Origin of the sequence: Mesorhizobium sp., from assembly GCF_041661565.1 — a bacterium.
Lineage (GTDB): Bacteria > Pseudomonadota > Alphaproteobacteria > Rhizobiales > Rhizobiaceae > Mesorhizobium.
Genome location: NZ_JBAZUD010000007.1, coordinates 25398 through 48477 on the forward strand (window position 1 = coordinate 25398; position 23080 = coordinate 48477).

The window sequence follows — 23080 nt, forward strand, 5'->3', positions numbered from 1 at the left end:
AATATCAGGAGCGGTCCAAGGATGACGGAAACACTTCAGGGAAGGCATATCGTCGTGACCGGCGGAACCGGAGCGCTGGGCGGCGCGGTCGTCGGCAAGCTGCTGGGCGAGGGCGCGATCTGCCACGTGCCGAATGCCCACGCCACGGCGCCAGCCCATTTCCCCTTCGCCGCGCATGACCGGGTCATGCTGGCACACAATGTCGATCTCTCGGACCCTGCCAAGGTCGAGGCATTCTACAGCCAGGTTCCGGGCCTCTGGGGGTCGATCCATCTGGCCGGCGGCTTTGCCATGGCGCCGGTGGAAAAGATCGAGTCGGCATCCTTCGCCGAGATGATGGACACCAACGCGCGCACTGCCTTCCTGTGCTGCCGCGCCGCGGTGCGCTCGATGCTGGCTTCGGACACGGCCGGCCGTATTGTCAATATCGCCGCGCGGGCGGCGTTGGAGCCACGCAAGGGCGCCGGCGCGATCGCCTACGCGGCCAGCAAGGCGGCAGTGGCGGCGATGACTGTGGCGATGGCCGAGGAGCTGAAGCACAAGGGCATCCTGGTCAATGCCGTGGCGCCGTCGACACTGGACACGCCGGCCAACCGCGCCGATATGCCCGATGCCGATTTCACCAAATGGGTCAGCCTCGAGGCGGCCGCCGAAGCCATCGCCTATCTCGCCTCGCCGGCCAACCAGGCGATGAGCGGCACGCTGGTGCCGATCTACGGCCGGGCCTGAGCGGAGAGCGTCGAAGCGGGGCAGCCGGCGTCCGATCCATCGGGATTGCGGTAGCTGTAGATTCGCAGCGGCGATGACGCGTCGGTAGGGCACTCCCTCAGCCATGCCGGCGGGTGCCCCTCCATCAGCGCCGCAGCGAATGGATAGGCGGTTGCCAGATCTGGCGAAGGCGGCCCGCGCCATGCGCAAATCGCAACATGCGTCGCCTTGGAGGCATCGAGAATCGCGCGCGGGTCGGCGGTAGCAGGATCGAGGAAGCGATAGCTCCGTTCGATGCCTTGGGCCGAAGGGTGGTTGGGGATCGTCACGACCTTCGGGCCTTGCGCAAGAGCGACAAAATGCGACCCGATCAATGGCGGCGCAAGAACGACGGCGCCTGCCGGCCAACCCCGTTGCGGCTCGAGATGACTGAAATAGCAGCTGTCGGCGAACTCGGCAGCGGGAATCGCTGCCTCGGATGGTCTCACCGCCAGGTGGTATAGAACCATGGCTGCAGACAAGACGAGACCGGGGACGATCAACGCGTATCTGCGCGATCCCACCGGCACGGGAGAGTCCAGGTAGCGGGCCAGTCTGGCGTCGCGCGGCAGGAAACTCGCCAGCACGAAGACCAGGCCGATGGCGGAAAAAATCGGGAGATAGCGAAAGTAGCGGAAATAGTCGATCGCCAGCACCAGCGCGAGTAGCGAAAACAGTGCCAGTATGATGCGGGGCCGGCTTCGGCCATGCGGATCGAGGCAGACGACAACCGGGGCAAGCGCGCCGACAAAAAGCAGCGCCATGCTGGGAAAGCTTGCCGACAGAACGAAATCAGGGCGCCGAAACAGGCTCAATTCCTGGAGAATTCTGTTGAGCATGTTGTCGCGAACGTAGGCGTCGAGCGAGCCATAAGGGCCGCCCAGGCATTGTGGAAACAACATCACCAGCGCCGCCAGGCTGGCGGCCGCGAACACCAGCAGAATTGCCGCGCGCGCTGCCCATCCGCCGCGCCGGCCGACAAGCAGAGGCACGATGGCAAATGAAAGCCCGGCCGCGGCCAGTGCCGTCATATGAGGCACCGAATAAGTGTCGCATCTGACGGCGGCATAGGCTGAAGGCGGCACGATTGCGGCGAACAGACCGATCGCGCCTATGGCCAAGGCCAGCCCAAAAGCGACGATCCTGTCTTCGCCGCCCTCGTGGCCGAAGATCCAGTCAAAGGCGTAGACTGCCATCACGAGACCATAGAACGGCGCGAATTCGGCGCTGACGGCAATTGCCAGGGCCGCCAGCAGCCCGTTGACGAAGGCTGAAAAGCGGCTCGGCGACATCATAAACACCAAGGCCGCAAGCAGCAGCAATATTTGCAGATTGTGATAGTCGATCCGCCCCGGGGCGTACTCGAGAAAGGTGCGCACGGCAAAGATCAAAGCCAGCGGCAGCGCAACGGCCGGATAGGCAAAGCCGATGGCGATCACCAGTCGATTGTAGAAATAGAGCGCCGGCGCAAGCAGCAACAGGGGAACTGCTAAGCTTGCCAGCATCAGCGCCGGCTCGAGGCCGGTCAACGGCGCGAGCAGCCGCGCGAAGGCCACATAGGGCAGGTCCACGATCCATGGCCAATGCGAAATATAGGGCTCTGGCTGGACGATGCCGGGCAGCGTCCGGTCGAAGATGTTGCCCGTTTCAAGCAGGGTACGGACTTCATGCAGTTTCAGGAGGTCGTCCGCGTCGCCATTGAGCCGGACGTCCAGGGACCACAGAACGGTCATCAGGATCGCCATTGCGCAATAGCAGAAAAAGGCCGGCGACCTGATGTAGAGGCGTAGCAACCACGACGATCCGTTGGTGGAACGATCGTCGCCATTGCGCATGAAAAGTCTCCGTCGCGGACCATTGGCCAATACGCGAGGAAGTTTATCTTACCGTAAAGAAAAACCCCGCCGGAGCGATCCGGCGGGGTTTTGTCGAGAGGCCGCGCGCGAGGCGCGACCGATGCTTAGCTGCCCTGCTTCTTCAGCGCGGCACCCAGGATGTCGCCAAGCGAGGCGCCGGAGTCGGTCGAGCCATACTGGGCAACCGCTTCCTTTTCCTCGGCGATTTCCAGCGCCTTGATCGAGACCTGCAGCTTGCGGGTCTTCTTGTCGAAGGCGATGACGCGTGCATCGAGCTTCTGGCCGACGGAGAAACGCTCGGGGCGCTGCTCGTCACGGTCACGGCTGAGGTCGTTGCGCTTGATGAAGGTCTCGATGCCGCTGTCGACCAGCCGCACTTCCAGACCGCCATCCTTGATCCCGGTGACTTCGCAGGTGACGACGGCGTTCTTGCGCAGTTCGCCTGAAGTCGCCGCCTCGCCGACCGAATCCTTGGCCAGCTGCTTGATGCCGAGCGAGATGCGCTCCTTGTCGATGTCGACGTCGAGCACCTGCGCCTTGACCATGTCGCCGCGATTATACTCTTCGATGACCTGCTCGCCCGGACGGGTCCAGTCGAGGTCCGAGAGATGGACCATGCCGTCCACGTCGCCGTCGAGGCCGATGAACAGGCCGAACTCGGTCTTGTTCTTGACCTCGCCCTCGACCTGGCTGCCGACCGGATGGCTGTTGGCGAAAGCCTGCCACGGATTCTCGAGCGTCTGCTTGAGGCCGAGCGAGATGCGGCGCTTGGCCGGATCGACCTCGAGCACCACCACGTCGACTTCCTGCGTCGTCGACAGGATCTTGCCGGGATGCACGTTCTTCTTCGTCCACGACATTTCCGAAACGTGGATGAGGCCTTCGATGCCCGGCTCCAGCTCGACGAACGCGCCGTAGTCGGTGATGTTGGTGACGGTGCCCTTGATCTTCTTGCCGATCGGGAACTTGGTGCCGATCTCGGACCACGGATCGCTCTCGAGCTGCTTCATGCCGAGCGAGATGCGGTGGGTTTCCTGGTTGATGCGGATGATCTGCACCTTGACCGTCTGGCCGATGTTGAGGATTTCGGTCGGATGGTTGACGCGGCGCCATGCCATGTCGGTGACATGCAGCAGGCCGTCAATGCCGCCGAGGTCGACGAACGCACCATAGTCGGTGATGTTCTTGACGACGCCTTCGACAACCTGGCCTTCCTCGAGGTTCTGCACGATTTCCGAACGCTGTTCGGCGCGGCTCTCCTCGAGCACGGTGCGGCGCGACACCACGATGTTGCCGCGGCGGCGATCCATCTTGAGGATCTCGAAGGGCTGCGGGTTGTGCATCAGCGGGGAGACGTCGCGGATCGGGCGGATATCGACCTGGCTGCGCGGCAGGAAGGCCACGGCGCCGTCGAGGTCGACGGTGAAGCCGCCCTTGACCTGGTTGAAGATGACGCCTTCGACGCGCTCACCCTTGGTGAACTTCTCTTCGAGGCGGACCCAGCTCTCTTCGCGGCGGGCCTTCTCACGGGAAAGCATCGCTTCGCCAAGCGCGTTTTCGATGCGCTCGACATAGACTTCGACGGTGTCACCGACCTTGAGGGTGGTGTCCTTGCCCTTGACGCCGAATTCCTTCAGCGGCACGCGGCCTTCGACCTTGAGGCCGACGTCGATGATGGCCATGTCTTTTTCAATGGCGGTGATGATGCCCTTGACGACCTGGCCTTCGCCGGAATGGCCGGCGGTAAATGATTCTTCAAGCAGGCTCGCGAAATCGTCGCGAGTGGGATTTGCAGCTGACATTGTTTCTCCTGGAATGCCCCGCAACTGTCGCGGGGCGGGCGCCGTGGGTTAGCGTTGCGTTGGCCTGCCGGCGCTCCGGGCTACAAAAGCCCTGGGCCGCTGTTCAGGCGGCAATTCCGGCGCATGAAGAATGCTGGCAGGCTGTTTGATGCCCGATATGGGTATTTTCAGCGCTTCCGGCAACGGAAACACGGGAGAAACCCGGATCAGGCGTTGTTTCTCCTAGCCAAGGCGTCGTCGATAACAGCTCTGGCTGCGAGAAACGCGGCTTCTATAGCCATTTCGCTGGTATCAAGCAAGTGCGCGTCGGCGGCGGGCTTCAGCGGGGAGTCGGCGCGGCCCATGTCGCGCTCGTCGCGCCGCTGGATATCGGCGAGGATTTCGGTGAAATCGGCGGTGCCGCCGATGCTCTCGATCTCGGCCAGGCGGCGCCTTGCCCGCACCTCCGCGCTGGCGGTAACGTAGAGCTTGATGTCGGCGTCGGGGCACACGACGGTGCCGATGTCACGGCCGTCGAGCACCGCGCCCGGCGGCGTCCTGGCGAAGTCGCGCTGCTTTTCGACCAGGATGCGCCGCACCGTCGGGAACACCGCGACCTTCGAGGCCGCTTCGCCGACCGCATGCGCCGACAGCACCGCCCGGTCGAGGCTCGCCAGATCGACCTGGCGGGCAGCGGTTTCGGCGGCCGAGACATTGTCGAGCGGCAGCGCGTGCTGGATGAGCGCATAGGCCACGGCCCGGTAGGTGAGGCCGGTGTCGAGCAGGTTGAGGCGATAGTGATCTGCGAGACGGCGGGCCAGCGTGCCTTTGCCGGCGCCGGCGGGGCCGTCGATGGCGATGGTGAACACGTGTGTCATTGGCGGGCCAGTGAAAGAGGCAGGCGCCGTGATCCTTCGCGCCCCCCTCTGTCCTGCCGGACATCTCCCCCACGGGGGGAGAGATTGGCCGTCATCTTGGACTTCGCCAATTGTCGACGCTGCAGGAATGAGCGGAGCGCCAAAGCTGCCAATCTCCCCCCTTGTGGGGGAGATGTCCGGCAGGACAGAGGGGGGCGCTGTCCCTCCAACGTTCCAATCCGGCCCCTATTGATTGCCATCACCCGTCACTCGATCTCCGCGCCCAGCCCCGTCATCAATCCCATGAACTCCGGAAAACTCGTCGCGATCATCGCCTGGTCGTCGATGGTCACCGGCTTCTCCGTCGCCAGCCCCATCACCAGGAAGCTCATGGCGATGCGGTGGTCGAGATGCGTCTGCACCGTCGTGTCCTGGCCGTTGGGGTGGCCGCCGAGGCCCTTGCCGCCCGGCCTGCCGCGCACGGCAAGCGAGGCTTCGCCCTCGGTGCAGTCGACGCCGTTGAGCTTCAGCCCGTTGGCGACGGCCGACAACCGGTCGGATTCCTTCACCCGCAGCTCTTCCAGCCCCAGCATCAGCGTCTCGCCTTCGGCGAAGCTCGCGGCAACGGCCAGCACCGGATACTCGTCGATCATCGTTGGCGCCCGCTCCGGCGGCACGGTGACGCCCTTCAATTCGGAATAGCGCACGCGCAGGTCGGCGACATCCTCGCCGCCTTCATTGCGCGGGTCGAGGATATCGATCTTGCCGCCCATTTCCTGCAGCGTCAGCAACAGCCCAGTGCGGGTCGGGTTCATCAGCACGTTTTCGATGACGATGTCCGAACCCGGCACGATCAGCGCGGCCACCAGCGGGAAGCCGGCCGAGGACGGGTCGCCCGGCACCGCGATGGTCTGGCCGGTGAGTTTGCCCTGGCCTTCGATGAAGATGTGGCGCACGCCGCGCTCGTCGGTCTCGACCGTGAGGTTCGCGCCGAACCCCTTCAGCATCTTCTCCGTGTGGTCGCGCGTCATCACCGGTTCGATGACGGTGGTGATGCCCGGCGTGTTGAGGCCGGCGAGCAGCACCGCCGACTTCACCTGCGCAGAGGCCATTGGCACGCGGTAGGTGATCGGCGCGGCATGCTTGGGGCCGTGCAGGGTGATCGGCATGCGGTCGCCGGGCGTCGCTTTCAGCACCTGCACGCCCATCTGGCGCAGGGGCTCCAGCACGCGGCCCATGGGCCGGCCTGACAGCGAGGCGTCGCCGATGAAGGTGGTTTCCATGTCATAGGTGCCGACCAGGCCCATGGTCAGCCGCGAGCCGGTGCCGGCATTGCCGAAATCGAGCGGCCCCTCCGGCTGCAGCAGCGCGCCATTGCCGGTGCCGCGGATCACCCATTCGGCGCCGCGCTTCTCGATATGGGCGCCCATCGCCTTCATGGCCGCGCCGGTGCGCATCACATCCTCGCCTTCCAGCAGGCCGGTGATGCGGGTCTCTCCGGACGCCAGCCCGCCGAACATGAAGGAACGGTGCGAGATCGACTTGTCGCCCGGCACGCGGGCCTTGCCGGCAAGCGCCGGTGATTTGCGGGCGGTGGCCGGCTTGGCGGCGGCATGAGACATGGGATTTCCCTGGATGGAATGCCGGCGGGCCGGCGCTTTACATGTGTTGCGGCGGTCTCGTATCACGGCGGGCCGCAATGGTCATCCCCATGGCCGTCACTTGACGCGACGCCTTTCAATGCATGGTTTTGTGGCGCCGGCTTTTCGCTTTGACAGCGCTGCAAACTGTGGTTATGGGGACCACTCTTTTACTGACGAGGCTTGCCGTGGCAAAAACCGAACTTGGCACAAAACGCATCGACCCGGAGACGGGGCGAAAATTCTACGACCTGAACAAGGATCCGATCGTCTCGCCCTACACCAACAAGACCTATCCGCGCTCCTACTTCGAGGAAGGCAAGATCGCCGCCATCGAAGAGGAAGAGGAAGTGGTCGAGAAGGAAGTGGACGCCGAGGAAGAAGAGGGCGTTGAGGTCGTCTCGCTCGAAGAGGCCGACGAGGACGTCAAGGCTGACGACCTTCCCGATCTTGGCGATGACGAGGACGATGTCGACCTGGGCGACGACGAGGATGACACCTTCCTTGCCGACGAAGAGGAAGAAGACGACGACGTCGCCGACATGATCGGCGTCGGCGACGACGACGACGAGGTCTGATGCGCCTTCGGGCGCGGGCCTTTGCCGGCTTTCGCGCCCCGAGAAGAAAAAGCCGCTGCCGAAGGCTTGATATTGACGAAGGGCGGGGTTAGAAGCCGCCTGCACTGACGGCGCGGCTCCAACCCGCGCCGGATCTCTTCGCCGGAAACGGCGCCGGCTGACTGCCGGAAGTGGGGCCATAGCTCAGTTGGGAGAGCGCTTGAATGGCATTCAAGAGGTCGTCGGTTCGATTCCGATTGGCTCCACCAGTCATCTCCTGGGATTTCAATACTTTAGGAGATAGCCTCATTTGGCTGTCATTCCCGCAACCGGTTCCGGGCTCCCCTGGAGCTAAATCCTTCCGTTCTGCGGCGCAGAGAAATTCGGCCCTTTTTTAGTGTCCGGAATTTTCGGAGACAGTATGGGAGGCCATTGCCAATGGGAGTTTATGGGCGGCTCGACCCATTGGCTACCTCGTCCACCAGATCGCACCAGCGATCAGCAACAACACAACGACAAGCCAGAACAGCAATTGGCCGCCCCGGTTGCCGCGTTTCCTGTCGTATTCGGTCATCCCGCGACCGTACCCCAATAATCCGAAACTGATCAACCTACCCCGGCACTAGCCCCCAAGAGGTTCAAAAGGGCTGGCGTCGCGCTTTGCGCAGCGGCGCGGCAGTCTTTATCCACGAAAAGGAACGAATTTCTCGACCGTGGCTTACCTGACGGTGCGCCTCGTCGTGCATCTCGTCCGTTGGAGAACTCCTATGCCGGTAAAGATCATGGTTGCGTCGTCAGTCCTCCTGGGCCTGCTGACCGGAAGCTGCCTTGCGCAGACAACCGACGATCCAGCAATTAGCGCTTGCAAATCCACCGGCCTGTTGGCTCTTCAGGAAAAGTCGAAGGACATTAGCGACCTCGTCATCGACATGGAAAGTGTCGCGATGAGCAAGGCTGACACCACCGTTGGGGACGTTCCAATCAAAATAGTCGTCCTCGGCGAGGCGTACATTGCTCGAGGCGGCAAGACCGGAGCGCCAGACCGGTTCGTTTGCTTGGTCGGGGACAAAGGCAAAGTTCTGCTGACATTCTTCACAGCCAAGTAAGTTGCGGGCGCTGTCTGGTGCAGTGTGACCCGATGGCTCCCGCCCCGGTCCAGATCGGCCGCGAGCCCCCTGGTCTCTATCGCGTTTTTCTTGGCAGCTTTCCAAGCCCTTCGCACTTTCAAAGTCGAGGGAAACGGAAAGGGGAATTTCCATGAAGAAGACCTATGAAAAGCAGCTACTGACGAGATAAGATTTCAGCCGTCACTGCATTCTGCGCCTTTTGACCCGTGCCTTCCCTAACTAGTATCGCCAGCAGAGTTCGCGCCTTATCACAAAGCCCGCGGCTTCGGCTGGCGGGCTTTCGTGTTTGAGGGCTGGCCCTCCATCAAATTTTATTTTGCAGCGATCCAGTCGCTGCTATTGTGCGGGGCTGTAGGCTTTCGAGGAGGAAAGACTATGCTTTTCCCTGGCCAGTGCCTTGAACCCAGTGAAATCGATATGCTCGCTCGGGTGTGCCGCACAGTTTGTGACGAGCATGGATTATCGCTCAATTCGCGGGAGGCCGAATGGACGGGTTCACGGCTACTGACCCTATTCATGAATGGCTTGAAGCGCGAAGAGGAGTTGCTGGACGCGGAAAGGAACCGGGCTCGAGTCCTGCGGCCGGGGAGCCGTGGATATGGCAGCCGTCGCGGTGCGGTGCAAGCGATGCCTGAATCTGCCCCGGCCTGATAGGGCGGGCGCCAATCACCGCGCACACAATACATCCAGACAGCGATGGCTCCGCGACATGAACCGGGAGGGTTCTGGCGAGATCCTGCTCAGCCTTGTCCACCCCGGACGGGTCTTGGACACTCAGGCTTGATGATCAGCCCGACGAAGCGTCGCGATGCCATAGCCTCCCGGATCATCGCGAACTATATGGCTGCCGATTGATCAAAGCGTACGGCCAAAGCCTGCTTGTGATAGCGATTTCCAGCACATATAGATCGCTTTCGTCCCATTCGGGGTATCACGGCCGCATATGCAAAGACGCTCGGCACCGCCAAACCTCACATTGGCGGCCCAGCAGAAGTCTGCAGACGCCTGGCATGCAATTTTTGAGACCATATGATGATGCGAAGCTCTCTCTCAGGTCAGTCTGAACGCACGCTCGGGCTCGACCCGGCTGTTGCGTTGGGCCTTGCGGTCGCCGTGGTTTTCTTTGTGGTCAGCGGCACGCTTGCGTATTTCAATCTGCAGGCCGTGCGAGAGGGCAATCAGAAGATTGTCCAGTCCTATGACGTCATCGTGGCGCTCGATGCCTTGCTGTCGAGTGCCCAGGACGCCGAGACGGGTCAGCGCGGATTCCTGCTGACGAACAATGAAAAATATCTGGAGCCCTACGGCAAAGCCCTGGCAGAGATCCCGGCAAAGCTCAATGAGATCGTCCTGCTGACACGGGACAATCCTGCCCAGGAACGAACGACCGCTACGCTCAAGCTGCATGTCGAGGCCAAACTCGCCGAACTCGCCAGGACGATCGAGCTGCGCCGTACGCAAGGCCTCGAGGCGGCCCTGGCGGTCGTCAACGGCGATCGCGGCAAGACCGAAATGGATGCCATCCGCACACAGCTCGCGACCATGGCCCAGGAAGAGGCAACGCTTCGCTCAAGGCGGCTCGCCGAGATGGATTCAGCGCAGCAGACCGCGCTTGCCAGCGGTTTCCTTTCTGCCGTGCTGGGTATCGTGCTCACAGCCGCGATCGGCTTCCTGATGCGCAGGGCCACGCTGGCGCGTCGACGCGAAGAGTGGCTTCAATCGGGCCAGGTTGGATTGGCCTCTGCCATCATCGGCGACCAGCAGGTCGAGCAACTCGGCAACAGCATTCTGGAATTCCTCGCTGGTTACCTTGGCGCCGTCGCGGGGGCACTGTTTGTCGGCAGCGGCGAGGTCTATCGGCGCGCATCGACCTACGGCGTCCCCACCGACGCCAAAGTCCCCTTGCAGTTCTCGCGCAGGGAAGGCCTGCTGGGCCAGGCCGTTTCCGACGGTCGGTCCATGCTGGTCGCGGATGTGCCGGACGGGTATCTCGCATTCGGTTCGGCGCTGGGTCAGGATAGACCGAAGCATCTCATCATCGTGCCTGCAAGCATCGACGGAAGGGTCAACGCCGTGCTTGAGCTCGGCTTCCTGCGTAGCGTCGATGAGCGAGTTGTCAGCCTTCTTGAAGAGGCGGCGCCGGCGGTCGCGATCGCGATGCGTTCCGCCAACTACCGTGGCGAGTTGCAGAACCTCCTCGAAGAAACCCAACGCCAGTCGGAAGAACTGCAGACGCAGAGCGAGGAGTTGCGTGTCTCGAACGAGGAATTGGAAGAGCAGAGCCGGGCGCTCAAGGAGTCCCAATCGCGGCTCGAACTGCAGCAGGTCGAACTCGAACAGACCAATTCGCAACTGGAGCAGCAGGCCCAGCAGCTGGAATTGCAGCGCGACGATCTGGAGCGCGTCAATGCCTCCGTCAATCTCAAGGCCCGGGAACTCGAACAGGCGAGCCGGTACAAGTCCGACTTTCTTGCCAACATGTCACATGAGCTGCGCACGCCGCTCAACTCGTCGCTGATCCTGGCCAAGCTCCTTGCCGACAATCCCAACGACAATCTCAGCGCCGAGCAGGTCAAGTATGCGCAAACCATTCAATCGTCGGGCAATGATCTTCTCAACCTGATCAACGACATCCTGGACCTTTCCAAGATCGAGGCCGGACATGTGGAAATCAGGCCTGAGCCAGTTGCCGTCCGGCGACTGGCCGACAGCATCCGCCAGCTCTTCGACCCCGTTGCGAGGGACAAGGGCCTGGCGTTCAAGATCGAGATCGACCCGGAGCTTCCCGCCAGCATCGAAACCGATGCGCAGCGCCTCGAACAGGTGCTGAAAAATCTTCTGTCCAACGCCTTCAAATTCACCGAGGCGGGCGAGGTCGCGGTTTCGATACGTCCCGCTGATGAAGGACAGATTTCCTTTGCCGTGTCGGATACCGGTATCGGCATCGCCAAGGAGCAGCAGCAGAGCGTCTTTGAAGCATTCCATCAAGCCGACGGCACGATCAGCCGCAAGTATGGCGGCACGGGGCTTGGCCTTTCGATATCGCGGCAATTGGTGCGCCTGCTGGGCGGTTCGATGGAGCTGGACAGCCAACCCGGCCAGGGCAGCACCTTCACGATCACGATTCCGGTGTCCTATGACCCCGCAAAGGTCGCGCCACGCGAGGCACAGGAAGACGTTGCTGCCACGCCTGCGCTCCCCGGTGTCGAAAAACCTCGCTCGGCTGCGCCGGCGCGGCCCCGTACGATCGAGGATGACCGTGACGGGACGCCCGACGGCAAACGTGTGCTTCTGGTCATCGAGGACGACGCCAACTTTGCGTCCATCCTGCGCGATCTGTCACGCGAGATGGGGTTCCGCTCGATCGTCGCCGGGACAGCTGAAGAAGCGCTGACCCTGGCCAAGGAATTCCTGCCCAGCGCCATCATTCTCGATGTCGGCCTGCCTGATCAGTCCGGTCTGGCCGTGCTCGACCGGCTCAAGCACGATGTCGAGACGCGCCACATCCCCATCCATATCGTCTCGGGCGGTGATCACGCGGCAACGGCGTTCTCGCTCGGTGCCGTTGGCTACGACCTCAAGCCGGTCAGGCGCGAGCAACTTGTCGAGGTCCTGCAGAAGCTTGAGGCAAAAATCTCGCAGCGCCTGCACCGCGTGCTGATTGTCGAGGACGACCGGGTTCAGCGCGAGGCGATGGCGAAGCTGCTGACGTCCCACGACGTCGAAACAGTGACTGCCGGAACCGCGGCCGAATGCCTGGAGCTTCTGAAGAGCCAGACCTTCGACTGCATGGTACTGGATCTGTCGCTCCCGGACGCGTCGGGCTATTCATTGCTTGAGACCCTGAGCGGAGAGACCGCCTACTCATTTCCGCAGGTGATCGTCTACACCGGCCGGGAATTGTCGGCAGCCGACGAACACCGCCTGCGCAAATATTCGAAATCGATCATCATCAAGGGCGCGAAGTCACCCGAACGGCTTCTGGACGAGGTCACCCTTTTCCTCCACCAGGTGGTCTCGGAACTTCCCGACGAGCAGCAGAAGATGATCCGCAAGGCGCGAAACAGAGACGCCTTGCTGGAAGGGCGGCGCATCCTTGTCGTGGAGGATGACGTGCGCAACGTCTATGCGCTGACAAACATCCTGGAGCCACGCGGCGCTGTCGTCGAGATTGCCCGCAACGGACGCGAGGCCCTGGACGCATTGACAAAATTTTCCAGCCGCGAGGGCTCGGCGATCGATCTCGTGCTGATGGATGTGATGATGCCGGTCATGGACGGGCTCGAGGCGACGCGCGCGATACGCAAGAACGCCGCCTGGAAGAAACTGCCCATCATCACGCTCACAGCCAAGGCGATGCCCGACGACCAGCAGCGCTGCATCGACGCCGGTGCCAATGACTACATGGCCAAGCCGCTGGATGTGGAAAAGCTTCTTTCCCTCGTGCGTGTCTGGATGCCCAAGTGACGGACACGGCCCCCTCGGAAAAGACGGAGGACATTGAAATCCGGCTCCTGCTGGAGGCGCTGTACACAAGATATCACTATGACTTTCGCAACTATGCGATGGCCTCCATCAAACGTCGCCTGAAGCAGGGGCGAGAGCAGTTGGGGTTTCCGACCTTCTCTGCCATGCAGGAGAGCCTGCTGCACGATCCCGCCATGCTGGGACGCCTGCTGCGGTATCTGACCGTCCAGGTCAGTGAGATGTTTCGTGATCCCTCGTATTTCAAGGCGATCCGCGACAAGGTTGTCCCTCATTTGCGGACCTACCCCTCGCTCAAGGTCTGGATTGCCGGGTGCAGCAGGGGCGAAGAGCTGTACTCCCTCGTCATCCTGTTCCGGGAAGAGGGGCTCGAGGACCGCACCCTGTTCTACGCCACAGACATCAGCCAGGACGCGCTGCAGGCGGCTGAGGCCGGGATCTTTACGATGGACCGGATCCCGCTGTTTACGGAGAACCATCGTAAGTCGGGCGGCAAGTCATCCCTGTCCGATTACTATCAGGCGGCCTATGGCAGGGTTTCGTTCGACAAGAGCCTGCGCCGCAACGTGGTCTTCTCCGACCACAGCCTGGTCACCGACGCCGTGTTTGGCGAAATGAACCTGATCTCGTGCCGCAACGTCTTGATCTATTTCGACCGGGCTTTGCAGGATCGCGCGCTTGGCCTGTTCAAGGAGTCGCTGGCGAGAAAGGGATTTCTGGGCCTTGGCGCCAAGGAAAGCCTGCGCTTTTCCAACCAGGGTGGAGCCTTCACCGATTTCGTGCGTGAAGAGAAGATCTATCAAAGGCGTGCCGACTGATGGGCGTAGCGGTCGAAGCCATCGTGATAGGGGCCTCCGCGGGCGCGCTGGATGCGCTATCGGCCATTCTTCCAGCCTTGCCGGAAGGCTTCAGGCTGCCGGTGATCGTGGTCGTCCATGTCCCGCCCGACAAACGCAGCATGCTTGCCGAACTGTTTCAGGCGAAATGTCGGGTTTCGGTTCGCGAAGCGGAAGACAAGGAACCGATCGTTGGGGGCACGGTCTATTTCGCGCCGCCCGATTATCATCTGCTGGTGGAGGCGGACAGATATCTATCGCTTTCCAGCGACGAACCCGTTCTCTTTTCGCGGCCCTCGATCGACGTCCTGTTCGAAACCGCCGCCGACGCCTATGGCCCGGCCTTGATGGCGATCGTCCTCACCGGCGCCAACCATGACGGCGCCAAAGGCATGCGGGCCGTTGTCGAGGCGGGTGGCAGCGCGATCGTTCAAAGTCCGAAGGGCGCTTTCGCATCCGCGATGCCCGAAGCCGCCATTGAGATGTGTCCGAGTGCCAGCGTTCTGTCGCTGAGCGCCATAGCCGCCTATTTGCAAGAGGTTTGAGGCCGACCATGCACCCCGTCACTTGTCTGTTGGTCGACGATCTGGAGGAAAACCTCCTGTCCCTGGAGGCGCTGCTGCGCCGGGAGAATCTTGTTCTTCTGAAAGCCCGCTCCGGTGATCAGGCGCTTGAACTCCTGCTTCAGCATGATGTCGCTCTGGCGCTCGTCGATGTGCAGATGCCCGGCCTCAATGGCTTCGAACTGGCCGAACTGATGCGGGGCAACGAACGCACACGACGCATTCCGATTATTTTCGTCACCGCCGGCAGCGCCGATAATCAACGGCGGTTTCGCGGCTATGAGGCCGGTGCCGTCGACTTCATTCAAAAGCCCATCGAGCCGGATATTCTGCGCAGCAAGGTGGAGGTGTTCTTCGAGTTGTACCGGCAGCGCCAGCAGATAGCCCAACAACGAGACGAGTTGGAGGCGCAAGCGCAGGCGCTGCGGGAAGCCGGGCGCCGGAAGGATGAATTCCTCGTCACCCTGAGGGACGACATCACCCAGCACAAGGACGCCCGTGCACAGCAGGAGGTGCTGCTGCGTGAAATAAATCACCGCATCAAGAACCTGTTCAGCGTGACGGCAGGGATGATCTCGCTCAGCGCCCAAAGCGCCACGAGCATCCAGGAGTTTTCGGTGGATCTGAAGTCGCGTCTGCACGCGCTCGGGCGCGCGCATGATTTGACGCTGCCCGATCTGAGCAATCAGGGCGCCATGGGGGCGACGACCACGGTTTTGGCCCTGATGAAAGCCATATTGGCGCCGCACGAACATGTGCAGCATTCGCGCATCCTGGTCAGTGGTTCCGACGTGCCGCTTTCAGGCAGCGCCCTGACGTCACTCGCACTATTGCTTCACGAACTGGCGACCAATGCAGCAAAATATGGCGCGCTTTCTACGCCAAGCGGCCGATTGATGATCGACGTTTCACCGGTTGACGCCGATCTTCATGTTGCCTGGGATGAGCGCGGCTCAGCGCCTTCACCCGAAGCGTCGGGCCGTGAGGGTTTCGGGACGACCCTAGAAAGGGTAGCGTTGCGGGGCCTTGGGGGGACCATTGACAGAGACTGGAAAAGCGATGGGCTTTCCCTGTTGCTCAAGATTCCCTTGGCAAGTCTCGTGCCCCATGGCGCCTAACCCGCGCGAGACAGTCTCGATCACGGGACCGAGCTTCGGACTTTGTGTCCCCTGGAAGCCTCGGCGCGGCAAAGGCAAATAGATGGCAGAAGATCCATTCGACCTGCAGCGCTTCGTCCACGCGCAGGCAGACACATTTGAAAGCGCGATCGGCGAACTCCGTGATGGCCACAAGCGCACACATTGGATGTGGTTCGTCTTCCCGCAATTGCGAGGCCTCGGCCGGTCATCCACGGCGCAATTCTACGGCATTGGATCGCTCGACGAAGCCGTCACCTATCTCGCGCACCCTGTTCTTGGTCCACGCCTTGATCTTGCAACGCGGGCGGTGCTGGCCACAAGCGGACTGTCGCTGCGCCAGATTTTCGGGTCGCCGGACGACCTCAAGTTCCACTCGTCGATGTCGCTCTTTGCAGTGGCCTGCGCCGCTGCGGACAATCCCTTCCGCGCAGCGCTTGATCGCTGGTTCGCCGGCAAAATGGATGATGCCTCTCTGGCCATCCTGAAAGGCTGAGGAGTTAACCGGCGATACCTGGAGCCAGCTCGACATCCGGGGCGGCTCGCGGCGGAACATGTGTCGCCTGGGGGCATTCATATCGAGCGAGAACCCTGGGGATGCTTATGGCCAGCGACAAGCTCACCACTTATAAATCGAAGCGTGATTTTCGACAGACGCAGGAACCGAGCGGCCAGGATGCGGTCAAGCCCTCCAACCGTCGACGCTTCGTCATCCAGAAGCATGATGCAACGCGGCTGCACTACGATCTGCGTCTCGAGCTCGACGGTGTCTTCAAATCCTGGGCGGTGACTCGAGGTCCTTCCCTCGATCCGCATGACAAGCGGCTCGCCGTCGAAGTGGAGGATCATCCGCTGGACTATGGGGATTTCGAGGGCACGATCCCCAAGGGTCAATATGGCGGCGGCACCGTCATGCTTTGGGACCGCGGCTATTGGGAGCCGGAAGGCAAGAGAAGCCCCGAACAGGCGCTCGAAAAAGGTGATTTCAAGTTCACACTGGAAGGCGAGCGGTTGCATGGCAGCTTCGTGCTCGTTCGAATGGCAAATGACCGCGAGCGGAGCAAACGCACCAACTGGCTCCTGATCAAGCATCGCGACGACTTTGCGGTCGAAGCGAATGGAGCGGCAATCCTCGATGCAAATGACACCTCCGTTGCTTCCGGGCGCAGCATGGATGCGATCGCCGCGGGCAAGGGCCGCAAACCGAAACCCTTCATGCTGCAAGGCGGCAAGATGGGAGCCGACGCGATCTGGGACAGCAGCACGGGCCTGGCGGCAAGAGAGCGGAAGGCAGGCGCGGGCGGAAGGAAGGGGCGGCAGGCGGTTGTCGCCAATCTTCCCGATTTCATCGAGCCCCAGCTATGCGAGACCTTGCAGCGTCCCCCATCGGGCGGCGGATGGCTGCACGAGATCAAATTCGACGGAGACCGCATCCAGATGCGAGTGCTTGGCGGCAAGTCAACGCTGAAGACCCGCAAGGGCCTTGACTGGACCGCCAAATATCCGGCGATCGCGCGCGCCGCCGGCAAGCTTCCCGACGCAATCATCGATGGCGAGATATGCGCTTTGGACGACAGCGGGGCGCCGGACTTCGCCGCACTTCAGGCTGCCCTGTCCGAGGGCAAGACCGATGAACTCGTCTATTTTGCCTTCGACCTTCTGTTCGATGCCGGTGAGGACCTGCGGGCCTCGCCATTGGCCGATCGCAAGGCCCGCCTGCAGCAGCTCCTGGCGGACGCCGGCGAGGACAGCCGCCTCCGTTTCGTCGAACATTTCGAGACCGGCGGCGACGCGGTTCTTCGATCGGCATGCCGTCTTTCGCTCGAGGGCATCGTGTCGAAGCGCGCGGACGCTCCCTACCAGTCAGGCCGCACGGACACCTGGGCAAAATCCAAATGCCGTGCCGGACATGAGGTCGTCATCGGTGGCTACGCTACGACGAACGGCAAATTCCGGTCCCTGCTCGTGGGCACCCACCGCGGCGACAATTTCGTCTATGTCGGGCGTGTCGGAACCGGCTATGGCGCGGCCAAGATCAAGGCATTGCTGCCCAGGCTGAAAGCGGTCGAGGCGGCGAAGTCGCCGTTCACCGGGATAGGCGCTCCGAAGAAGGAGCCCGGCGTCGTATGGCTGAAGCCCGAGGTGGTGGCCGAGATCGAGTTCGCCGGCTGGACTTCGGACGGCCTGGTGCGTCAGGCGGCTTTCAAGGGTGTGAGAGAAGACAAGCCTGCCGCGGAGGTCGAGGCCGAGAAGCCGGCGCCGCCGGCAAAGACCCCGGTGCGGCAGCCGGCCCCCACGACCTCCTCCAAGGCACCCAGGCGGGGCGGCAAGGCCGATGTCATGGGCGTGCTGATCTCGAACCCTGACAAGCCCCTGTGGCCGGACGCCAATGACGACACGCCGGTGACAAAGGAAGACCTGGCTCGTTACTACGAAGCTGTCGGTCCCTGGCTGATCGACCATATCAAAGGGCGACCGTGCTCGATCATCCGCGCGCCGGACGGCATCGGCGGCGAGGAGTTCTTCCAGCGCCACGCCATGCCCGGAACATCCAATCTGCTGGAGCTGGTGACGGTATTCGGCGACAAGAAGCCGTATCTGCAGATCGACCGCATCGAAGGCCTCATTGCCGTCGCCCAGGTCGGCGCGATGGAACTGCATCCCTGGAATTGTCAGCCGCAACACCCGGAAGTGCCTGGCCGACTTGTCTTTGATCTCGATCCAGGCCCGGACGTGCCGTTCTCGACGGTGGTCGAGGCGGCGCGGGACATGCGCGACCGCCTCGATGCGCTCGGGCTCGTCAGCTTCTGCAAGTCGACAGGCGGGAAGGGGCTTCACGTGGTTACGCCTCTTGCCGTCGCCAAACGCAAGAAGCTGTCCTGGCCCGAGGCCAAGGGTTTCGCGCATGATGTCTGCCTGCGGATGGCCCGCGACAACCCCGAATTTTACCTGATCAAGATGGCGAAGAACCAGCGCCACGGCCGTATCTTCCTGGACTACCTGCGCAACGATCGCATGGCGACGGCGGTCGCGCCGCTGTCGCCTCGCGCAAGGCCCGGCGCGACGGTCTCGATGCCTCTCACCTGGAATCAGGTCAAGACCGACCTCGATCCGAAGCGCTTCACTGTTCGCACCGTTCCGGCGTTGTTGGCAAAGACCACCGCATGGCAGGACTATGAGGACGGTTACAGACCGCTGGAGGAGGCGATCAGGCGGCTGGCAAGATCGACGAGACAAGCGGCATGATCAGGGGTGTTCGGCGACGGTGAACACGGCTGCATGGTCCGACGTGTCGCGCAGTCCCTTGTAGGACGCATGCCGCAATTTCCCGTCCTGCGACCAGCCGCGAAACTCGATTTCCGCGACCAGAACGGGCTCGGCAAAGACCAGCCTCTTGCCCTTCAGGGGCACGGCGGGCGTGGCCGTCCTGAGATCATCGAGCGCGCCACGCAGATCGCTGCCGACCTGGCCGCTGAAGCCGGTTCCGACCGCGCCCACATAGACCCACCCATCTCCGCCCTTGCCGGCAAGCAAGAGGCTGCCGATGCCACCCCTCGCGGCGGCCGACGCTTCATAGCCGACGATCATGAAGCTCTCGCTCTGGACGCACTTGATCTTGTGCCAGTCGCCGGTCCGGCCCGATCGATAGGGCTGGCCGCGCTGCTTGGCGATGATGCCTTCGAGGCCCAACTGGCAGGCTTGTTCCAGGAGACTGGCTCCGTCGACTTGGACCTCTTGCGAAAGGCGGATTTCTCCAACACCATCTGCGGTCACCAAGTCTTCGAGCAGATGGCGGCGCACCGACAATTCCGTTCCGGTCAGGTCGTGGCCGTCGAGATAGAGAAGATCGAATGCCATGAGGATGGATTCCGTCGAAATCCTCTTGCCGCCGCGCCCGCCCAGCGACCGTTGCAGGGCCCCGAAGTCCGAACGACCATCCCCTTCAAGCACGACGGCCTCACCATCGAGGATCGCCGTCTTGACGTTGAGCTGCCTTGCGGCAGCTGCAATGGCGGGGAACCGGTGCGTCCAGTCATGCCCGCCACGCGTGATGATCCGCACTCCGGTCGGTTCGATGTGAACCGCAAGCCGGTATCCGTCCCATTTTATCTCGAAGAGCCAGTCATCCCCCGTTGGCACTCGCGGCTTGAGCAACGCCAGGCAGGGCTCGACGCGCTGTGGCATTGGATCGCCCTGCGGATCAGGCTGCCGGGCATCGCGCCCGTGCAGTCGCCGGGATTGAATTGTCGCTGGTGACGATGCGGTGAGGGGAATCGCGGACGTGGGCGACCGCCTCCGCACGCCGGCCATTAGCGTTTGCCCGGGCGGTTCTCGGCTTCAACGGATTTGCGCAGGGCGTCCATGATGTTGATGACATTGCCCGAGGGGGCCGTGTCGGCCGAGGCCTTCGTCTTGCCCTGCCGCTTCGTCTTCTTGCGCTTGGCCTCGATGATTTCGAGCAGCTTGTCCTGCACCGGGTCAGATACCAGCTTGCTGTCCCAGTGCCGGGTCTGCTTCTTGATCAGCTGTTTGATGAGCGGCATCATCTCCGCGTCGGAGACCGAGTCGTCGATGCCGCTGAAGTAACTGTCCTCGTCGCGCACCTCGTCGCCATAGCGCAAAGTCCACAGGACGATGCCCTTGCCTCGCGGTTCCAGCATGACGGCCCGCTCGCGACGCGACAGGACGAGGCGGGATATGCCCACCATGTCTTCCGCGGCCATCGCATCGCGGATCACCGAGAAAGCTTCCTGGCCGACCGGATCGTCGGGCGAAAGGTAATAGGGCGTGTCGAGCCAAATCCATTCGATCGTATCGCGCTGCGAAAAGACGTTGATGTCGATGGTCTTCGTGCTGTCCAGGGCGACGTTTTCGAGCTCTTCATCCTCCAGGATGATGTAATCGTTCTCGCCTCGCTGGTAGCCCTTCACCTCGTCTTCTTCCTTGACCTCCTTGCCGCTGACGGCGTCGACATAGTGGCTGACGACGCGATTGCTGGTCTGGCGGTTCAGCGTGTGGAAGCGCACTTTTTCGCTGCCCGAAGTCGCCGGTGTCATCTGCACCGGACAGGTGACGAGGGAAAGCTTCAGGTAGCCTTTCCAGTAAGGACGCAAGGCCATCTCGTTCTCCGATCACGCCGCGCGCTTGGAGCCGGCATTTCTTCTGGGTTGCTTCGCGTTTGCGGGGACCGGTGCCTTGCTCGCAGGGCGTTTTTCCTTGCCCAGGCCTAGGCCGGCGCTCTGCCGCAATGCCTGCAACAGGTCGCTGGCCTTGGACGGTGGCGGAACCTTCTTCTTGGGAAGCGTGCGGCCCTCGATCTTCGCCTTGACGAGTTCAGCGACCGCGGCGTCGTAACGGTCGTCGAAGGCCTTGACGTCGAATGAGCCTTTCTTGGTGTTGATGATGTGCTTGGCGAGATCCAGCATCTCGCCTTCGATCTTCATTGCGGGCACATCGTCGAAAGCTTCCTTGGAAGATCGAACCTCGTAGTCGAAATTCAGCGTTGTCCCGATCAAGCCCTTGCCATGCGGGCGGATCAGCACAGTGCGCAGACGCCGGAACAGGACGGTCCGCGCCAGGGCGACGACCTTGGCCTGCCGCATGCCGTCGCGCAGCAGCCTGAAAGCGTCGGCCCCCATTCTGTCAGGTGCCAGGTAGTAGGGCTTGTCGAAGTAGACGTCGTCGATCTCGTCGCAGGGGACGAACGCCTCGATCTTCAGCGTCTGGTCGCTCTCCGGAATTGCCGCGGCGACTTCATCGGGTTCGAGCACGATGTAGTCGCCGTTCTCGATCTCATAACCCTTGACCTGGTCCTCGCGCTCGACAGGGTCGCCCGTCTCGCTGTCGACGAACTCGCGCCGCACGCGGTTCCCGGTCGTTCTGTTGAGGGTGTTGAAGGCGATGCGTTCGGATGACGACGCCGCCGTGTACAGCGCGACCGCGCAGGCCACTTCGCCGAACTTGATATAGCCCTTCCAGTTGGCACGCGCCGCCGCAACCATGATACCCGCACTCCGACACAACTTATACGAGTCATTAAAGCTGCATGCGGCCACTATGTTCCGAGTCGAAATGAATCTGTTTTCAAGAGCTTAGGTCGGAATTTGCGGCGCAGTTGCCGTCCCTATCAACGACCCAGGCGGGCAGCGATCGGGGAAGGCAGCAGCCAGCTAGCGCCCGGGATTGGACGGATCATGGCCGTTGATGCGGTATTAACCTGACCGGCAATGAGCTCAGCTGGTTCATCTTGTGAGCGGGGTACCAGACCGGCGCGTCAGCCAATTCAGGGATGATGCCCATCTCTTCACACTGTTCAATGAGTATCCGCACAAGCATGACGCCGACATAGCGTCCCGGACAGATATGGACGCCCTTGCCGAACGTCGTCAGCCCTGTATGGGGCCGGTGCAAGTCGAAACGTGCGGGATCTTCGAACACCATGGGGTCGTGGTTTCCCGCCGCCCACAACATGCTTATGATTTGTCCGGCCGACACCACGAAGCCTTCGTAGTGAAAATCGCGCATGACATAGCGAGACAGCAGGAGAACCGGTGGTTCGAGCCTCAGTGCTTCCGCGATGGCCCGCGGCAGAAGATCAGGGTTGCCCTTGACCGCCGCGTAGGCCTCCTTGTGGGTGAGCAGCGCGTGGAAACTGTTTGCGGTTGCAAGCGCGGCGGTATGAAATCCATCGACCAGATTGCCCGCGAGCGCCGCGCCGAGCGACGTTGGTTTCGTTCCAGCCTCGAGAGGATCGTCCTCCAAGGAGAGGCGACCTATTTTTTCGTGGATTTCGATCATCGTCGCATCGCCCTTGGCCAAGCCGCGATCGGCGGCGATGCCGATGATGCGAGCGTACTCGGCAAAGGCCCGGTCCAGGACAGCAAGATCCTCGGCTGTCCGGTTCATGTGGAAAAGCCGGGTCATATCGTGCGCGCACCGGCCGATAGAAACCTGCTCATCCTGCGTGAGGTGAAGAAGCCTGCTCCAGAAGCCGACGACGAACGCGTCCGCGACAAGGGAGACGAATTCTATCTCGCCGATGCCCGCGGCCGCCTGGATGACATTGCCGGCGACTTCCCGCGCGAGGTCCTCCATGAGCGCAACCTGCTTCGGGCTCAGCCAATCGGTCAGGATTCGCCGAGCCGGGCCATGCAGGGGAGGATTGTAGGTAAAGACCTGGTTGCCGATGACTTCCTTGATTGCCCACCCGGGCGTCTTTTCCGCGGGTGCAACAGCGGACGACATGCTGTTGGGAAAAAGCTTGCCGATGGGGACGTTCCCGATCTCGGGCGCGACGCCGAACGCCTGTAGGTCCCGGTGGCGAAACACCACCAACTGGTCGCGCTCGTCCTTGAGAAACCGTGGCTGCGCAGCGCGAAAGACGTTCCTGCAGAACATGCGGAAACTGTCGCGTCCACCGGTGAAGCCGAAATCCTGCAAGGATGCCAGGCCGGTCGTGTCCAAGGTTTGGGGCATGTGTTCGCCTCATTGATCG

The 23080-nt window shown here is 62.1% G+C and carries 17 protein-coding genes and 1 tRNA gene; 9 read left to right on the forward strand and 9 right to left on the reverse strand.

Annotation, left to right across the window (positions count from 1 at the left end; translation table 11 throughout):
• Positions 1–21 precede the first annotated feature (21 nt).
• The gene (locus WC739_RS02545) at positions 22–729 is read left to right on the forward strand and encodes an SDR family NAD(P)-dependent oxidoreductase (RefSeq protein WP_372951436.1); all 708 of its coding nucleotides are present in this window, start codon (positions 22–24) and stop codon (positions 727–729) included.
• Here the strand turns inward: WC739_RS02545 and WC739_RS02550 are convergent.
• The 4 genes from WC739_RS02550 to aroA all read right to left on the reverse strand — a co-directional run bounded on the left by WC739_RS02550 (position 714) and on the right by aroA (position 6863).
• A complete protein-coding gene (locus WC739_RS02550) occupies positions 714–2582 on the reverse strand; it encodes a hypothetical protein (RefSeq protein ID WP_372951438.1) in 1869 nt (622 codons plus the stop codon). The two genes, WC739_RS02545 and WC739_RS02550, sit on opposite strands and share 16 nt — an antisense overlap.
• A gap of 125 nt (positions 2583–2707) precedes the next feature.
• Entirely contained in the window at positions 2708–4405 is a 1698-nt protein-coding gene (rpsA, locus tag WC739_RS02555) for a 30S ribosomal protein S1 (protein ID WP_372951439.1), read from the reverse strand.
• Between the two features lie 206 nt (positions 4406–4611).
• Positions 4612–5262: a (d)CMP kinase gene (gene cmk, locus WC739_RS02560; protein WP_372951441.1), complete on the reverse strand. Its 651-nt coding sequence runs from the start codon at positions 5260–5262 to the stop codon at positions 4612–4614.
• Between the two features lie 245 nt (positions 5263–5507).
• Positions 5508–6863 carry a 3-phosphoshikimate 1-carboxyvinyltransferase gene (gene aroA / locus WC739_RS02565; protein ID WP_372951442.1) on the reverse strand — a complete coding sequence of 452 codons (1356 nt, stop codon included), beginning with the start codon at positions 6861–6863 and terminating at the stop codon, positions 5508–5510.
• 206 nt (positions 6864–7069) lie between these two features.
• Here aroA and WC739_RS02570 point away from each other — a divergent pair, with 206 nt between their 5' ends.
• Both WC739_RS02570 and WC739_RS02575 read left to right on the forward strand, forming a co-directional pair.
• A complete protein-coding gene (locus WC739_RS02570) occupies positions 7070–7459 on the forward strand; it encodes a TIGR02300 family protein (RefSeq protein WP_372951443.1) in 390 nt (129 codons plus the stop codon).
• A gap of 172 nt (positions 7460–7631) precedes the next feature.
• Positions 7632–7707: transfer RNA gene (locus WC739_RS02575), tRNA-Ala, on the forward strand.
• A gap of 525 nt (positions 7708–8232) precedes the next feature.
• Here WC739_RS02575 and WC739_RS02580 read toward each other — a convergent pair.
• A complete protein-coding gene (locus WC739_RS02580) occupies positions 8233–8697 on the reverse strand; it encodes a hypothetical protein (protein ID WP_372951445.1) in 465 nt (154 codons plus the stop codon).
• An 897-nt stretch (positions 8698–9594) separates the two neighbouring features.
• Between WC739_RS02580 and WC739_RS02585 the strand changes: the two genes are divergently transcribed.
• From WC739_RS02585 to ligD (WC739_RS02610), 6 genes are all read left to right on the forward strand, one after another.
• Positions 9595–13032, forward strand: coding sequence for a response regulator (locus WC739_RS02585; RefSeq protein WP_372951447.1), 3438 nt, complete (start codon positions 9595–9597; stop codon positions 13030–13032).
• Entirely contained in the window at positions 13029–13868 is an 840-nt protein-coding gene (locus tag WC739_RS02590) for a protein-glutamate O-methyltransferase CheR (protein WP_372951449.1), read from the forward strand. Before WC739_RS02585 ends, WC739_RS02590 begins: the two co-directional genes overlap by 4 nt.
• Positions 13868–14431: a chemotaxis protein CheB gene (locus WC739_RS02595; RefSeq protein ID WP_372951451.1), complete on the forward strand. Its 564-nt coding sequence runs from the start codon at positions 13868–13870 to the stop codon at positions 14429–14431. Before WC739_RS02590 ends, WC739_RS02595 begins: the two co-directional genes overlap by 1 nt.
• Positions 14432–14439: 8 nt before the next feature.
• Positions 14440–15567: a response regulator gene (locus WC739_RS02600; RefSeq protein WP_372951452.1), complete on the forward strand. Its 1128-nt coding sequence runs from the start codon at positions 14440–14442 to the stop codon at positions 15565–15567.
• An 82-nt stretch (positions 15568–15649) separates the two neighbouring features.
• Entirely contained in the window at positions 15650–16081 is a 432-nt protein-coding gene (locus WC739_RS02605; protein ID WP_372951453.1) for a DUF1810 domain-containing protein, read from the forward strand.
• A 107-nt stretch (positions 16082–16188) separates the two neighbouring features.
• Positions 16189–18831 carry a DNA ligase D gene (gene ligD / locus WC739_RS02610; RefSeq protein WP_372951454.1) on the forward strand — a complete coding sequence of 881 codons (2643 nt, stop codon included), beginning with the start codon at positions 16189–16191 and terminating at the stop codon, positions 18829–18831.
• Here the strand turns inward: ligD (WC739_RS02610) and ligD (WC739_RS02615) are convergent, their stop codons facing one another.
• The 4 genes from ligD (WC739_RS02615) to WC739_RS02630 form a co-directional block, all read right to left on the reverse strand.
• Complete coding sequence (gene ligD, locus WC739_RS02615; RefSeq protein WP_372951455.1) at positions 18832–19896, reverse strand: non-homologous end-joining DNA ligase; 1065 nt, start codon at positions 19894–19896, stop codon at positions 18832–18834. It lies immediately after the preceding gene.
• Positions 19896–20705: a Ku protein gene (locus WC739_RS02620; protein WP_372951456.1), complete on the reverse strand. Its 810-nt coding sequence runs from the start codon at positions 20703–20705 to the stop codon at positions 19896–19898. Before WC739_RS02620 ends, ligD (WC739_RS02615) begins: the two co-directional genes overlap by 1 nt.
• 12 nt (positions 20706–20717) lie before the next feature.
• Complete coding sequence (locus WC739_RS02625; protein ID WP_372951457.1) at positions 20718–21587, reverse strand: Ku protein; 870 nt, start codon at positions 21585–21587, stop codon at positions 20718–20720.
• A 190-nt stretch (positions 21588–21777) separates the two neighbouring features.
• On the reverse strand, positions 21778–23061 hold the full coding sequence (locus tag WC739_RS02630; RefSeq protein ID WP_372951458.1) for a cytochrome P450: 1284 nt from the start codon (positions 23059–23061) through the stop codon (positions 21778–21780).
• Positions 23062–23080 lie beyond the last annotated feature (19 nt).

Coding starts and splice junctions, on each gene's coding strand:
- WC739_RS02545 (WP_372951436.1), top strand. CDS start 22: ATGACGGAAACACTTCAGGGAAGGCATATCGTCGTGACCGGCGGAACC.
- WC739_RS02550 (WP_372951438.1), bottom strand. CDS start 2,582: ATGCGCAATGGCGACGATCGTTCCACCAACGGATCGTCGTGGTTGCTA.
- rpsA (WP_372951439.1), bottom strand. CDS start 4,405: ATGTCAGCTGCAAATCCCACTCGCGACGATTTCGCGAGCCTGCTTGAA.
- cmk (WP_372951441.1), bottom strand. CDS start 5,262: ATGACACACGTGTTCACCATCGCCATCGACGGCCCCGCCGGCGCCGGC.
- aroA (WP_372951442.1), bottom strand. CDS start 6,863: ATGTCTCATGCCGCCGCCAAGCCGGCCACCGCCCGCAAATCACCGGCG.
- WC739_RS02580 (WP_372951445.1), bottom strand. CDS start 8,697: ATGGAAATTCCCCTTTCCGTTTCCCTCGACTTTGAAAGTGCGAAGGGC.
- WC739_RS02585 (WP_372951447.1), top strand. CDS start 9,595: ATGATGATGCGAAGCTCTCTCTCAGGTCAGTCTGAACGCACGCTCGGG.
- WC739_RS02595 (WP_372951451.1), top strand. CDS start 13,868: ATGGGCGTAGCGGTCGAAGCCATCGTGATAGGGGCCTCCGCGGGCGCG.
- WC739_RS02600 (WP_372951452.1), top strand. CDS start 14,440: ATGCACCCCGTCACTTGTCTGTTGGTCGACGATCTGGAGGAAAACCTC.
- WC739_RS02605 (WP_372951453.1), top strand. CDS start 15,650: ATGGCAGAAGATCCATTCGACCTGCAGCGCTTCGTCCACGCGCAGGCA.
- ligD (WP_372951454.1), top strand. CDS start 16,189: ATGGCCAGCGACAAGCTCACCACTTATAAATCGAAGCGTGATTTTCGA.
- ligD (WP_372951455.1), bottom strand. CDS start 19,896: ATGGCCGGCGTGCGGAGGCGGTCGCCCACGTCCGCGATTCCCCTCACC.
- WC739_RS02620 (WP_372951456.1), bottom strand. CDS start 20,705: ATGGCCTTGCGTCCTTACTGGAAAGGCTACCTGAAGCTTTCCCTCGTC.
- WC739_RS02625 (WP_372951457.1), bottom strand. CDS start 21,587: ATGGTTGCGGCGGCGCGTGCCAACTGGAAGGGCTATATCAAGTTCGGC.
- WC739_RS02630 (WP_372951458.1), bottom strand. CDS start 23,061: ATGCCCCAAACCTTGGACACGACCGGCCTGGCATCCTTGCAGGATTTC.